General features: G+C 50.9%; 15 protein-coding genes and 1 other RNA gene. 5 read left to right on the top strand and 11 right to left on the bottom strand.

Translation table 11 applies throughout. The features are described 5' to 3' along the window. Nucleotides 1–11: 11 nt before the first annotated feature. The 6 genes from gcvH to DES37_RS01900 all read right to left on the bottom strand — a co-directional run bounded on the left by gcvH (nt 12) and on the right by DES37_RS01900 (nt 6,244). Nucleotides 12–401: a glycine cleavage system protein GcvH gene (gene gcvH / locus DES37_RS01875; RefSeq protein WP_036102807.1), complete on the bottom strand. Its 390-nt coding sequence runs from the start codon at nt 399–401 to the stop codon at nt 12–14. A gap of 20 nt (nt 402–421) precedes the next feature. Further along, nucleotides 422–1,519, bottom strand: a complete 1,098-nt coding sequence (gene gcvT / locus DES37_RS01880; protein ID WP_110024638.1) for a glycine cleavage system aminomethyltransferase GcvT — start codon at nt 1,517–1,519, stop codon at nt 422–424. A 405-nt stretch (nt 1,520–1,924) separates the two neighbouring features. Continuing rightward, a complete protein-coding gene (ubiI, locus tag DES37_RS01885) occupies nt 1,925–3,133 on the bottom strand; it encodes an FAD-dependent 2-octaprenylphenol hydroxylase (RefSeq protein WP_110024639.1) in 1,209 nt (402 codons plus the stop codon). Nucleotides 3,134–3,141: 8 nt separating this feature from the next. Next, nucleotides 3,142–4,320, bottom strand: coding sequence for a 2-octaprenyl-6-methoxyphenyl hydroxylase (gene ubiH, locus DES37_RS01890; protein ID WP_110024640.1), 1,179 nt, complete (start codon nt 4,318–4,320; stop codon nt 3,142–3,144). Beyond that, nucleotides 4,317–5,630, bottom strand: a complete 1,314-nt coding sequence (pepP, locus tag DES37_RS01895; protein ID WP_110024641.1) for a Xaa-Pro aminopeptidase — start codon at nt 5,628–5,630, stop codon at nt 4,317–4,319. The genes ubiH and pepP overlap by 4 nt, the downstream gene beginning before the upstream one ends. A gap of 32 nt (nt 5,631–5,662) precedes the next feature. Beyond that, nucleotides 5,663–6,244: a YecA/YgfB family protein gene (locus DES37_RS01900; RefSeq protein ID WP_146211485.1), complete on the bottom strand. Its 582-nt coding sequence runs from the start codon at nt 6,242–6,244 to the stop codon at nt 5,663–5,665. A gap of 165 nt (nt 6,245–6,409) precedes the next feature. On the opposite strand from DES37_RS01900, the gene zapA reads away from it, so the two are divergent. The 3 genes from zapA to DES37_RS01920 all read left to right on the top strand — a co-directional run bounded on the left by zapA (nt 6,410) and on the right by DES37_RS01920 (nt 7,588). Further along, nucleotides 6,410–6,739, top strand: coding sequence for a cell division protein ZapA (gene zapA / locus DES37_RS01910; protein ID WP_036102818.1), 330 nt, complete (start codon nt 6,410–6,412; stop codon nt 6,737–6,739). A gap of 41 nt (nt 6,740–6,780) precedes the next feature. Beyond that, nucleotides 6,781–6,964, top strand: a non-coding RNA gene (gene ssrS, locus DES37_RS01915) — 6S RNA. A gap of 27 nt (nt 6,965–6,991) precedes the next feature. Further along, nucleotides 6,992–7,588, top strand: coding sequence for a 5-formyltetrahydrofolate cyclo-ligase (locus DES37_RS01920; protein ID WP_110024642.1), 597 nt, complete (start codon nt 6,992–6,994; stop codon nt 7,586–7,588). 61 nt (nt 7,589–7,649) lie between these two features. Here the strand turns inward: DES37_RS01920 and serA are convergent, their stop codons facing one another. Beyond that, nucleotides 7,650–8,888: a phosphoglycerate dehydrogenase gene (serA, locus tag DES37_RS01925; protein WP_036102911.1), complete on the bottom strand. Its 1,239-nt coding sequence runs from the start codon at nt 8,886–8,888 to the stop codon at nt 7,650–7,652. 281 nt (nt 8,889–9,169) lie between these two features. After that, nucleotides 9,170–9,829, bottom strand: coding sequence for a ribose-5-phosphate isomerase RpiA (gene rpiA / locus DES37_RS01930; protein WP_064601209.1), 660 nt, complete (start codon nt 9,827–9,829; stop codon nt 9,170–9,172). A 198-nt stretch (nt 9,830–10,027) separates the two neighbouring features. Here rpiA and argP point away from each other — a divergent pair, with 198 nt between their 5' ends. Together argP and DES37_RS01940 are read left to right on the top strand one after the other, a co-directional pair. Further along, nucleotides 10,028–10,921, top strand: coding sequence for a DNA-binding transcriptional regulator ArgP (gene argP, locus DES37_RS01935; protein ID WP_036102824.1), 894 nt, complete (start codon nt 10,028–10,030; stop codon nt 10,919–10,921). A gap of 150 nt (nt 10,922–11,071) precedes the next feature. After that, nucleotides 11,072–11,524, top strand: coding sequence for a hypothetical protein (locus DES37_RS01940; protein WP_036102826.1), 453 nt, complete (start codon nt 11,072–11,074; stop codon nt 11,522–11,524). Nucleotides 11,525–11,594: 70 nt separating this feature from the next. On the opposite strand, the gene DES37_RS01945 is transcribed toward DES37_RS01940, so the two are convergent. The 3 genes from DES37_RS01945 to mscS all read right to left on the bottom strand — a co-directional run bounded on the left by DES37_RS01945 (nt 11,595) and on the right by mscS (nt 14,118). After that, nucleotides 11,595–12,320 carry an oxidative stress defense protein gene (locus tag DES37_RS01945; protein WP_036102829.1) on the bottom strand — a complete coding sequence of 242 codons (726 nt, stop codon included), beginning with the start codon at nt 12,318–12,320 and terminating at the stop codon, nt 11,595–11,597. A gap of 114 nt (nt 12,321–12,434) precedes the next feature. Continuing rightward, nucleotides 12,435–13,067 (bottom strand): arginine exporter ArgO, encoded by a 633-nt coding sequence (gene argO / locus DES37_RS01950; RefSeq protein ID WP_036102831.1) that lies wholly within the window; start codon nt 13,065–13,067, stop codon nt 12,435–12,437. Between the two features lie 199 nt (nt 13,068–13,266). Continuing rightward, entirely contained in the window at nt 13,267–14,118 is an 852-nt protein-coding gene (mscS, locus tag DES37_RS01955; RefSeq protein ID WP_036102833.1) for a small-conductance mechanosensitive channel MscS, read from the bottom strand. Nucleotides 14,119–14,230: the final 112 nt, after the last annotated feature.

A 14,230-nucleotide genomic window follows, 5' to 3' on the forward strand; every position in this document is an offset into this window, starting at 1 on the left:
GCCCCCGGGTTTTACTCGTCTTCCAGCAGAGCCTCATAGGCTTCTGCATCCAGCAGCGCATCAATCTCAGAGGCATCGCTGGCTTTAATTTTGAAAATCCAGCCATTGCCATAAGGCTCGCTGTTGACCTGCTCCGGGCTGTCATTCAGCTCTTCGTTAACAGCAACAATTTCACCGCTTACTGGTGCATAGATGTCTGAAGCAGCTTTAACAGATTCAGCAACGGCGCAGTCATCACCTGCGCCAACAGTGGCACCCACTTCCGGCAGATCAACAAACACCATATCGCCCAGCAGCTCTTGCGCGTGTTCGGTAATACCTACGGTGTAAGTACCATCCTCTTCTTTACGCAGCCACTCATGCTCTTTAGTGTATTTCAGCTCATTAGGCACATTGCTCATAATTCTCTCCTGATAAAAGTTTACTGAGCCACCGGTTTACCGGCGCGAACAAAAATCGGTTTAGTAACATGCACCGGCATTTCCCGGTTACGGATCTGAACAACCGCTGTGCTGCCAATACCCGCCGGCACACGTGCCAGTGCAATACTGTAGCCTAAGGTCGGAGAAAAAGAGCCGCTGGTGATAACACCTTCGCGAGCAGTGCCTTCGGTGTCGGTGAAACGAACAGGCAAACCACCACGCAGTACACCTTTTTCTGTCATCACCAGGCCCACCAGCTGCTCGGTACCATGTTGGCGTTGAGCTTCCAGAGCATCGCGCCCGATAAAGTCACGGTCTTCAGGTTGCCAGGCAATAGTCCAGCCCATATTTGCAGCCAGGGGAGACACGCTTTCATCCATTTCCTGGCCATATAAATTCATTCCGGCTTCAAGGCGCAGGGTATCCCTGGCTCCCAGACCACAAGGTTTTACCCCGGCCTTAACCAGTTGTTCCCAAAAATCTGCGGCCTGCTCTGCCGGCAGTGCAATCTCATACCCTGCTTCACCGGTATAACCGGTTGTTGCAATGAAAAAATCCCCGGACTGAACGCCGAAGAAAGGTTTCATGCCTGCAACAGCCTGTTGCTGTTGTGCAGTAAACAAAGTTGCCGCTTTCTGCTGTGCATTCGGGCCCTGTACGGCAATCAGTGACAAGTCATCGCGTACGCTGATATCAATGCTGTAAGAGGCTGCCTGTTGATGGATCCAGGCGAGATCTTTTTCACGCGTTGCAGAGTTGACGACCAGGCGGAACCAGGAGTCGGAGAGAAAATAGACAATCAGATCGTCGATGACACCCGCTGAGGCGTTAAGCATCCCGGTATACAGTGCTTTGCCTGGCTGGGTCAGCTTCGCGACATCATTCGCCAGTAAATAACGCAAGAATTCACGGGTACGTTCGCCATGAAGATCGACAATTGTCATATGCGACACATCAAACATCCCGGCATCCGTGCGCACGGCGTGGTGTTCATCAATTTGCGAGCCATAATGCAGTGGCATCATCCAGCCATGGAAATCCACCATGCGCGCGCCGCACTGCTTATGCTGCTCAAACAACGGAGTTTGCTGAGTCATGTTGTCCTCTTCAGTAATAGCCCGCAATTGCGGAACATTTACGTCTGGCCAGGGGAAAACAATGCCCTGATGCGCCCCGACGCAAACGTTATCTTTTGCCTGAACTTACCACTGAAAAGCACGCTTAACCATAAGGTAAAATGAGTCATCACTTTATCTTATGAGTGTTTTTAACAACACGACCACCAGTTAATTAAACTGGATTAACCACAAAAACATAAAATTTTCTCCAGCTTTTGCGTACCCGTTTCCGATTTTAATGATATTAATCTCCAAATACTCAGGGAAACGCGAAATTCAGGAAAAAATTCGGATAAATAAAACTAATCTGAAAAAAGCAGTGAAATTAGAATATTTCAAATGAAAGGTGCGCCGATTTACAAACCGTAAACACGGCGCAGATGATCAGTCACGCAACCATTGGGGTAAATTATCAAGCCCCATGGCCTGGCGAATAATGCGGGGTTTAACACCGGGTAAAGTGTCGGCGAGTTTCAGACCAACATCACGTACCAGTTTCAGTGCCGGGTTGGTTCCTGCGAACAATTCACGGAAGGATTGCATGCCAGCCAGCATCAGTGCGGCATTGTATTTACGCTGCCTTTCATAGCGTTTCAGGTACAGGTACTGGCCAATATCTTTTCCCTGCTGGTGCAAGCGCCGTAATTCCCCTACCAGTTCAGCAGCATCCATGAAGCCCAGGTTCACACCCTGGCCTGCAAGTGGGTGAATCGTGTGTGCTGCATCGCCTACCAAAGCCAGCCGGTGAGCAGCAAACTGCCGCGCATAACGCCCGGTAAGAGGGAAACACTGGCGGTCACTGCTCAGCTCACAGCGCCCCAGGCGCAGATCAAATGCAATGCTCAGCTCGCGGTTGAACAGTTCAGGGGCCGCATCCTGCATTTCACGGGCTTTATCGGGCGGCAACGACCAAACAATAGAACACAAATGAGGATCGTTAAGCGGCAGAAAAGCCAGAATGCCATCGCCATGAAATACCTGGCGAGCAACAGACTTATGCGGCTCCTGAGTACGAATAGTGGCAACCAGGGCATGGTGCCGGTAATCCCAAAAGGTGAGCGGGATATTCGCCTGGTTACGCAACCAGGAGCGTGCGCCATCAGCTCCGACAACCAGCCGGGCAGTGAGCATCTCGCCATCTTTGAGTGTAATAAATGCCTCATTTTCACCCCAGGCAACTGAATTCACTTCAGCCGGGGCATAAAGCGATACATCTGCCGAGTGCTCAGCCTGTTGCCACAACGCCTGGTTTATTACGCTATTCTCGATGATATAACCCAGCGCATGCTCACCCGCAGTGCGGTCATCAAAGGCTATGTGCCCAAAACTGTCTTTTTCCCACACTTCCATGCCGTGCCATTCACTGGTGCGCTGTGGTGCCATTCGCTCCCAGGCTCCCAGACGGCGCAGTAATTTCTCGCTGGCAGCATTGATTGCCGAAACACGCAGCGCTGGAGGCGCAGACGCATCAACTGGCTGGCATGGCTGATTTTCCACCACAGCAACCCGCAGCCCACTGCCTTGCAAACCGCAGGCTACGGCCAGCCCAACCATCCCACCGCCAATAATGGCGACATCCACACTCTGAACCATAATGCTCCTTACCGAATCACCCAGCCCAGGGTGCGTTTTGCCAGCGCCTCACGCACTGGCGCCAGGATATCCATCGCCATTAAACCTATGTTGCGCCCAACAACCAGCGGCCCCCATTGGTTGGCAAACAAGTGAACCAGGCCGTCAGTGACGCCAATTGTCGCCGCCCTGTCAGGTGAACGGCGCGCATTATAGCGTGCCAGCACCACACATGAGCCCGGGTCCTGATGCTGATTAAACGCACTGGCAAATTCTTCAGCCAGCGACATCACATCGCGCATGCCCAGATTAAAACCCTGCCCGGCAATGGGATGCATTGTTTGTGCGGCATTACCCACAGCAACAACGCGGTGTGAAGTTGCGGCCACTGCCGTAGTTAAGCGAAGTGGGTATGCGCTGCGCTCACCGGCATGGCAAATGCGGCCAAGACGCCAGCCAAAGGCGCGCTGAAGTTGTGCGCAAAACTGCTCATCACTCCAGCTCATCACCTCCGTTTGTTGTGACAATGGGTGGCACCAGACCAGTGAACTGCGGCCACCAGACATCGGCAGCATCGCCAGTGGCCCATTGGCAGTGAAGCGCTCAAAAGCCCGGCCATCTGGTGAACATGCGGTGGTTACGTTCGCGATAACAGCGACTTGTTGGTAGTCATCCTGCTGCCAGGCAAGGCCACAAGCTTTACCAACAGCAGACAGTGTGCCATCCGCAGCAACCAGTGCTTTGCCCACGACTGTTGTTTGGTTATCCAGCGCCACTGTAACGCTGTCAGTACTGCGGGTTACCGACTCAACCCGTGCCGGGCAATGCAGCGTCACACCCGGAGCGTTGCGCAATAACCGAAACAGGCGAACCCCGGCATCATGCAGCTCTATAACATGGCCCAGTTCAGTAATGCCATAATCTTCAGCCTGCAGTGTCACAAAACCGGCATGACCACGGTCGCTAACCTGAACTTGTGTCAGTGGCGTTGCGCAATCTTGCAATGCCTGCCACACCCCAAGTTTTGCTAACTGTGTTGAAGTCCCTTTTGCCAGGGCAATAGCCCGGGCATCAAACCCCGGGTGCTGACTGGCATCCGGGGAACGGGCCTCTATCAGATGAACAGGCAACTTGCCCTGAGTCAGGGTGGAGATAGCCAGCGCCAGAGTTGCGCCGATCATTCCGCCCCCTGCGATCACAATACTCATGAGTGTGATGCCGCCATCAGCGCTTCGATGTCGTCCGCCGATTTCACCACACTGGCAGTCAGGTTTTCGTTCCCGGTGGCAGTAATCACAATGTCATCTTCGATACGAATACCAATGCCCCGGTAGATTTCCGGTACGTCTGCATCTGGCGCTATATACAAACCGGGTTCAACCGTCAGCACCATGCCAGGTTCCAGCGGACGCGAGCGATCCGGCCCATATTCTCCGACATCATGGACATCAAGCCCCAGCCAGTGGCTCAGACCATGCATGAAAAATTGCCGGTGTGCATTCTGGGTTATCAGGGCATCGATATCACCCTGTAAAATATCCAGGCGAACCAGGCCTGTGACCATTACGCGCACAACAGCTTCTGTCACTTCCTGCATAGTTGTGCCCGGGCCATATAAAGAAAGAGCCGTTTCAAGCGATTCCAGCACGATGTCATACACCGCCCGCTGAGCCGGAGTGAAGCGCCCGTTAACGGGGAAAGTACGGGTAATATCCCCGGCATACCCTTCCAGTTCACACCCGGCATCAATTAATACCAGGTCGCCAGCACGTAACAGGCTCTCATTTTCGGTGTAATGCAGAATACAACCGTTCTCACCGCCACCAACAATCGTGTTGTAAGAGGGGTAACGTGCACCATGGTGGTTGAATTCGTGAAGGATTTCACCTTCCAGTTGGTATTCATACATACCCGGGCGGCACTGCACCATCGCCCGGGTGTGCCCCAATGCGGTTATCTCCCCAGCACGGCGTAATACCGCGATTTCCTCGGGTGATTTAAACAGGCGCATATCATGCACCCAGGGGCGCCAGTCAGTCAGTGTGGAAGGGGCTTTCAGGTTCGCCCGGCTGCCTTTACGTAGTTTATCCAGCGCGCCAAAAACAATACTGTCTGCATAGTCATAGAGACCCTGGGCGTGGTAAACACAGTCGAGCCCGTTAAGCAGTTGAGCGAGGTTGTCACCCACTTCATCAAAAGCCAGGGCTCTGTCCACTCCCAGTTTTTCCGGCGCAGCTTCCTGACCCAGCCGGCGGCCAAACCAGATTTCTGCCGTTTTATCCCGCACACGGTTAAACAACACACTGTGATTGTGCGTGTCATCGCTCTTGATTAAGACCAGCAATGCTTCAGGCTCGTTAAAACCCGTGAAGTACCAAAAATCACTATTTTGCCGGTAGGGATACTCACTGTCTGCACTACGCGGCGCTTCGGGGGCCGCAAAAAACAGTGCCGCACTGGCTGGCGCCATTTTTGCCAGCATTGCCTGACGGCGGCGAAGAAATTCCTGTTGAATCATCACCCCTCCTTCCGTTACTGAACCCGGCTTGCTTAATGCAGCGTGGGTTTTTGTTGTACTTCTGGTGCTGTTGGTTGCTGGCGGTTGAATGTTTCATAGCACAGCAATGCAGCAACACGCACATACTCAACAATTTCTTCCAAAGACATTTCCAGTTCTTCAATATCTTCGTCTTCGTCGTAACCCAGTTGGGCAATATTACGCAGATCGGCAATCGCCTCGCCAAGGTCACCTTTCACTTTATCCAGGCGTGGCTGAGTCACTCCCAGCCCCAGCAGGAAGTGATTCACCCAGCCAGAAAGGGCATCTGCACGGTCAAACACCGACACATCTTCACCTTCAGGCATGAACAGTTGGAACTGAAAGCCTTCATCTTCCAGCGCATCACTGGTGGCACTGTGCATCTGACGCAGGCTGTCAGCGAGGTTCTGGCTGAACGCCAGGCCTTCGTTAGTCAAATCGTGGACAAGCGGTTGCCAGGAACTGTCATTGTTCCCGCCACACAAGATCCCGCTAATCAATCCGTGCATTTCCGACGGCGTTAAACCAACATTTTGTTGGTTGAGTAACTGGTTTATGCTGGCATAGCCAGGCATCTCATTTTGTATAGACATGCGCATTCTTCGTCGTTGGGAAGCTAAGTTCGTGTTATGCTACCACTTCGGCCCCGGGAGATACCAGAAAAGGGCTTGTATCTTCATATAAGGGTAGCTATAGTAGCGCCCCTTCGCCGCCCCAGGGCTGCGATAAGGCAGGCGAGTAAACAGCAGGAAGGTGTCATGTCTGCAGAACCAGTCGACATTCAAATTTTTGGTCGTTCACTGCGCGTGAATTGTCCGCCTGAACAACGTGATGCGCTGAATCTGGCCGCTGATGAGTTAAATCAACGGTTGCAAGATCTGAAAGTTCGCACTAGAGTCACCAATACAGAGCAACTGGTTTTCATTGCGGCACTCAACATCTGTTATGAGCTGTCACAAGAAAAAGCGAAAACCCGTGACTATGCTGCCAGTATGGAGCAACGAATCCGGATGTTACAGCAGACCATTGAACAGGCATTACTTGAACAAGGTCGCATAACTGAAAGGCCGGAAACGAAGTTTGAATAACAATTCAGGGTTGGCTGTGATACAGTAACCGTGAATTAAAAATTTCTCTGAGATGTTCGCAAGCGGGCCAGTCCCCTGAGCCGATATTTCAAACAAACAGAATGTGACGCTCCACGACCGGTGAGCATGCCCGGTCCGTCCGGGAAGCCTTAAGGTCGTGACGACACATTCACCTTGAACCACGGGTTCAAGGGTTACAGCCTGCGGCGGCATCTCGGAGATTCCCTCTTTCTTTTCATCAGCTCATTATCTATGCAGCACTCACCGGATGTATCAGCTTCCCGGCAACATATTCGTCAGCATATTCGCCAGGTTCGGCGGGCTTTAACTTCTCATCAGCAAAAATCTTCCGCTCATGAAGCGGCTGAACGTTTTCTGGCCTGGAACCCCGCAGCGAGCGCACAGCATATTGGGTTATTCCTCTCTGTAGACGGCGAGCTCGACACCCGTCCACTAATTGAACGCCTGTGGGCAATGAACCGCTCGGTCTACCTTCCGGTTCTGCACCCGTTCAGCACCGGCGGGCTTATTATGGTACGTTATGAGCCGGATACTGAGCTGGTAGTCAACCGCCTGAAAATTCCCGAGCCGCGCCTTGATGTGCGCCAGATTCTGCCCTTGCAGCACCTGGATATTCTGGTAACACCTCTGGTTGCGTTCGACAGCACTGGCCAGCGCCTGGGTATGGGTGGTGGGTTTTATGACCGGACACTACAAAACTGGCGCGAACATGGTTTTATCCCGGTAGGCTACGCCCATGACTGCCAGCAAGTGGAGGTACTTCCCACCGAGCGCTGGGATATTCCTTTACCCACCATTGTGACACCGTCAAAACTCTGGGTCTGGTAACTCACTGCCCGGCGCATAAAAAAGCCTTCCCGAAGGAAGGCTCAATGCAGCAATGTATTAATTAGTAAAGCAGGCGGGCACGAACTGTCCCTGGAATAGCTTTCATGCTTTGCAGAGCTGCGTCAGCGACATCTTCTGCCGCGTTGATATCAATAACCACATACCCCATATGCGGAGAAGTTTGCAGGTACTGCGCTGCAATGTTGATTCCCTGGTCGGCAAAAATATGGTTGATTGCGGTCAGAATGCCTGGGCGGTTCTCGTGGATATGCAGCAAACGGCTGGTGCTGCTGGTATGCTGAGGCAGGGACACTTCCGGGAAATTCACCGCAGAAAGTGTTGAACCGTTATCAGAATATTTCACCAGTTTGCCAGCAACTTCGATACCAATATTTTCCTGCGCTTCCTGTGTTGAGCCACCAATATGCGGTGTCAGCAGCACGTTATCAAACTCACACAACGGTGAAGTGAAAGGATCACTGTTCGTTGCCGGTTCAGTTGGGTAGACGTCGATAGCGGCACCAGCCAGGTGCTGGCTTGCCAGCGAGTCACACAATGCTTCAATGTCAACCACCGTGCCGCGGGATGCGTTAATTAACAGTGAGCCCGGCTTCATCATGGCTATCTGTTCGGCACCCATCATGTTTTTGGTGGATGCATTTTCCGGCACATGCAGGCTGACCACATCACTCATATTCAGTAAATCTGATAAATGCTGAACCTGAGTGGCATTGCCCAGCGGCAGTTTGCTTTCAATATCATAGAAATAAACGTGCATGCCCAGCGATTCTGCCAGAATCCCTAACTGAGTACCGATATGGCCGTAACCAATAATCCCCAGTTTTTTACCGCGAGCTTCAAAGCTACCCACTGCCTGTTTATGCCAGACACCACGGTGTGCTTTGGCGTTCGCGGCGGGTACCCCACGCAGCAGCAGCAGCAGCTCACCAATAACCAGTTCAGCAACAGAGCGGGTATTTGAGAAAGGTGCATTAAATACCGGAATACCACGCTTACCTGCAGCATCCAGGTCAACCTGATTGGTGCCGATACAGAAACACCCTACCGCAACCAGTTTTTCAGCTGCGGCAAAAACGTCTTCAGTCAGATGGGTACGGGATCGTAAACCGATAAAATGAGCATCACGGATGGACTCTTTGAGCGATTCAGTGTCCAGTGCGCCTTTATGATATTCAATGTTGTTGTAGCCTGCAGCGCGAAGGTTATCGATTGCTTTTTGATGCACACCTTCCACCAGCAGGAACTTAATCTTGTCTTTCTCCAGTGATACTTTTGCCATTTCCCGACCCTGTGTTATCTGAAAGAATACGCTGCGTGAAATAAGCCAGCCTTCTGTCAACATATCAAAAATTACGCCTCCGGCAATAACGATGTTTTGTCACTTATGCTGAACAAAACGCATGTAAGAAGGAAAGCCGGGGAGTAACACCAAAAAAATTACAAAAAGCAGGAATAAAAACCACAACAGGAATGAAATGTGAACATTATCACTAAATTTAAAATTTCTTAAAATTTTTCAGAACGACAGTTTCTGGAGGGCAGGCAAGCCCCCCAGCCAGATCATTTCACAATAGTTTTAACGCCATCAGCCGTTCCAATAAGCGCTATATCTGCGCCACGGTTGGCGAACAACCCAACGGTCACCACGCCGGGAATTGCATTAATGGCGTTTTCAGTGGCAACCGGATCAATGATGGATAAACCGTAGACATCCAGAATCACGTTACCGTTATCGGTCAGAACACCCTGGCGATACTCCGGGCGCCCACCTAACTTGACCAGGCTGCGCGCGACGCAACTGCGGGCCATAGGGATAACCTCAACTGGCAGTGGGAAATTACCCAAAATATCAACCTGTTTGGAAGCATCAGCAATACAGATAAATTTATCTGCTACAGAAGCAATGATTTTTTCCCGGGTTAAGGCAGCACCACCACCTTTAATCATTTGCATCTGCCCGTTAATCTCATCTGCGCCATCAACATAAATACCAAGCGCATCAACATTGTTAAGGTCAAACACGGGAATGCCCAGCGCTTTGAGTTTGGCAGTAGAAGCGTCGGAACTGGATACCGCGCCTTCGATTTGGTGCTTAACGGTGCCCAGTGCATCAATAAAATGTGCGGCGGTAGACCCTGTGCCGACACCAACGATAGTTCCGGGTTGCACATACTGTAAAGCCGCCCATCCCACTGCTTTTTTCAGTTCATCCTGCGTCATGGTGTTTTTGCCTGTGATAGAAAAGATGAAAAAACCGGGGACGCATTATAGAACAGTGCCAATAAAAATACCGTGTTTAAGGCCAAAATACGCCGTACTAAAGGCAACCAGCGTGCCATACGTAAGGATTTTCACTGGATCATGTCTGGTTTTATGTCATAGTGCCAGAAGCCAAAAAAACAGGAGCATACCGAAATAATGAAACGCCCGGACTACAAAACACTACAGGCGCTGGACGCAGTTATCCGCGAACGCGGGTTTGAACGTGCAGCACAGAAGCTTTGTATCACCCAGTCTGCGGTGTCTCAACGAATCAAACAGTTGGAAAATTTGTTCGGTCAGCCCCTGCTGGTAAGAACAGTACCACCTCGCCCTACTGAACAAGGGCAGAAACTTTTGGCTTTGCTGCGCCAGGTTGAATTACTTGAGGAAGAGTGGCTGGGCGATGAACAAACTGGGTCAACGCCACTGCTCTTGTCACTGGCGGTGAACGCCGACAGTCTGGCAACCTGGCTGCTCCCGGCACTTGCGCCGGTACTGGCTGATTCACCGATTCGCCTGAACCTGCAAGTGGAAGACGAAACCCGCACTCAGGAACGTTTACGCCGTGGTGAAGTGGTTGGAGCCGTGAGTATACAGGCTCAGGCGCTGCCCAGTTGCCTGGTCGACAAGCTCGGGGCACTGGACTACCTGTTTGTTGGTTCCAAAGCTTTTGCAGACCGCTATTTTCCCAATGGCGTCAACCGTACGTCTTTGCTTAAGGCTCCTGCCGTGGCATTCGACCACCTTGACGATATGCATCAGGCGTTTTTGCAGCAGAATTTCGATCTTTCCCCTGGCAGCGTGCCCTGCCATATCGTGAACTCATCAGAAGCATTTGTTCAGCTTGCACGCCAGGGAACAACCTGCTGTATGATTCCACACCTGCAAATTGAAAAAGAGTTAAACAGTGGTGAGCTTATTGATTTAACGCCAGGGCTGTTTCAGCGCCGTATGCTTTACTGGCACAGATTTGCACCTGAAAGCCGTATGATGCGCAAAGTGACAGATGCACTGCTGGCGTTTGGGCACAAAGTATTACGCCAGGAATAGCGGTCTTTTTTGCCTGTTTATTTTCCGAACCCAAATGAGCGTTCTCTGTAAGATTTAATAACAAATAGATAAAACTGGTTATTATCCGTCGGCGTGGGAATGTTAGACAATGCGGCGGTTAATTCGCACAGGCGGGTATTGCAGACTGGCATGAAAACGTTATTTATCACGATTTTTTCTCTCGGGCTGTTTGGGTTATTGGGTTACAGCCTCTATCTTCCGGCCGCGGTGATGTACTTTCACGGCCAGACACTGTTTATTTCCAGCGTGGCAGCGACGGCAGAATGCCAAATGTGGCATACCCTTGTTTTCGCTATTTCCGGGACTCTCGGTACGGTGATTCTGCAGCGCGTCTTTGCTATGTCGTCATTACTGAAGGCGCTGGTTTGTACATTAGGGCTGGCGGCCAGTAACCTGCTGGTACTGATGGCCCTGCTGCAAGTGAAGAGTACCTTTTTCGAACCACTCAATACGAACAGGTTAAGCCATGTTCCGCTGAGTGATTTCTCAGTGTATGGTTATGTTGTTGCTGCGGCGATTATTGCGCTGGTTATCACTGGCGCGGCAAATTTATTCCCTCGCCGGCAGCCTGTTTGGTACTAATCCAACTCGTATTCATGAAAAAGGCTTCCTGGTGGAAGCCTTTTTTACTTGTGCCCGCCGTGAACAGCTGTCACTGAGCAGAAGCAGCCTGTGGGCTCATTTCGAATACCACATCAACCTGATCACTAAACTGAATCGTTTGCTGGTCGTAGGTATCTTCGGCTGAAACAGGAGCAGCGTCTGCTTTCATCATACGCACCATAGGTGATGGCTGATAATTGGCAACGTGATAACGCACACTGTATACCGGGCCCAGTTTGGCGTGGAAGCCTTGCGCAAGCGAATTTGCCTGTGCGATAGCGTCGCTGATTGCTGCCTTACGTGCCTGTTCTTTATAGGCATCCGGGCTGGAGACGCCCAGAGAAACGGAGCGAATTTCATTTAACCCGGCTTTGAGTGCGCCATCAAGCAACCCGCTGAGACCATCAAGTTTGCGCACCGTAACAACCACGTTGCGCACAGCACGGTAGCCTTTAAGTTCGCGCTTGCCTTCTTTCAGATATTCGTATTCTGGCTGAGTACGTAAGTTTGCCGCATCAATATCTTTTTTATCGACACCCTTTTCCTGCAGGAAAGAAAAGTAACGCGCAACACGCTCATCAGCCTGTTGTTTCGCGCTGGCTGCATCCTTCGCCGTAACACTCACCTCGATAGATAACGTCGCGATATCTGGCACTGCGTCTACACTGGCACTCCCTGATGTGACAATATGAGGGCCGTTTGGTAACTCATTAGCGACACCAGAAAAAGAGGCCAATCCTAAAACACTTGCCAGTAACAACACGTTAAACTTCATTTCTTATCCTCCATGCAATTTTTAACCTGACAGGAAGTACTTCTCGTTACATCCTGCGAGCAAGAGTAACGATTAATCACCAGATGTCCATAGGATAATTACGCCAGCCGGTTATCAAAACAACCCCTGAAGATGGTGAACACCTTCCTGTGCAAGTCTTAACGCAATAAACCACATCACGCTGCCGACCACAAAATTGATAACCCGTTGCGCATGTTGAGTACGCAGGCGTGGTGCAAACCAGGCCGCGAGCAGCGCAAGGCCGAAAAACCACAAAAACGAGGCGCTGACAGTCCCCAACGCAAACCACCGTTTCGGCTCGGTGGCCAGCTGCCCACCCAGGCTACCTAACACCACGAAAGTGTCCAGATACACATGGGGGTTGAGCCATGTCACCGCCAGCATCGTCGTAATAATACGCCAGCGCCCCTGGCCCGCTATTTGTGCTTCATCCAGCGTAATATCGCGGCTGAATACTGTTTTGAATGCGCCCCATCCATACCACAACAAAAACGCCACGCCCCCCCAGGTTACCAGTGCCAGAAGCCAGGGCGACTGCATCAACAGTGCGCTGCCACCAAAGATCCCGGCGCAAATCAGCACTAAATCACTTAAGGAACACAGCGCCGCAATCATCAGGTGATACTGACGACGAATCCCCTGATTCATTACAAACGCATTCTGTGGCCCAAGGGGTAAAATCATTGCTGCGCCCAACGCCAGCCCTTGCAGATACCAGCTAAACATAGTTCATCCTTTTATTTTGGGAATGGCGCGCAGTCTACGTAGTTTGTTTTATTAGGGGAAATTGATATTTTTAATTATTAATAAGAATATCTAATAATAGCAGACATAATAATGGCCAGGGTAAGCTGGCCATTAGTGTGTGAAACTATGCAGAAAAAACCATCTTCCCCAGGCATCACAATGGCCTGAGAGCAAAAGGTTATTTTTCTTGCTCGCGAATCATATGCACGTCCATTTGCGGGTAAGGAATGCCAATATCATTAGCATCCAGAGCCTTCTTAATTTTTTCCAGTGTATCCCAGTACACTTCAATAAGGTCTCCGCTGTTACTCCAGGCCCGCACGACAAAATTCAGAGAAGAAGCCCCTAACTCATTGAGGCGCACGGTAATACCTTTCTCTTTTATGATGCGATCATCCGCCATCAGAATATCGGAAATGATCTTTTTCACCTGGTCAATATCCGCATCATAGGACACGCCAATAATAAACTCATTACGCCGCGCAGGCTCACGTGAGAAGTTAATAATATTCCCGGCAATAATTTTACCATTCGGCACAACAACAATTTTGCCATCCACGCTGCGCAGTGTAGTAGAGAAGATCTGGACATTCAGTACAGTACCTGCGGCACCACCCAGATCCACATATTCACCACTACGGAACGGGCGGAATGTCACCAGCAACACACCGGCAGCAAGGTTAGACAACGACCCCTGCAACGCGAGGCCAACAGCTAAACCGGCAGCACCTAATACGGCAATCACAGATGCGGTCTGCACCCCAATCCTGCCTAATGCAGCAATCAGAGTAAACGCGATAATGCCATAGCGAACCAGCGCAGACAGAAAATCTGCCACGGTGGCATCAATTTTACGGGCCTGCATAACACGGTTGAGCGCATTCGAAATTAACCGGGCTACCACAAAGCCAATAATAATAATGACTACGGCCGAGACAATATTAACGGCGTAATCAACCAGCAAAGCCTGATTGCGCATCAACCAGGTGCCTGCATCATTTATGCTGTCCACAACATGTATGTCTTCCATCTGGGTTCCTTGTCTCCGTTAGTCAAAAGCAAATTTACACCTCAAAGATGTTTCTAAAGGGTAAACAAAAAGCCTGCCTTATGCCAGACAGCTCACATTTTTATGCTTTAAA

It is taken from the genome of Mangrovibacter plantisponsor (assembly GCF_003182475.1).
Taxonomy (GTDB): Bacteria; Pseudomonadota; Gammaproteobacteria; order Enterobacterales; family Enterobacteriaceae; genus Mangrovibacter; species Mangrovibacter plantisponsor.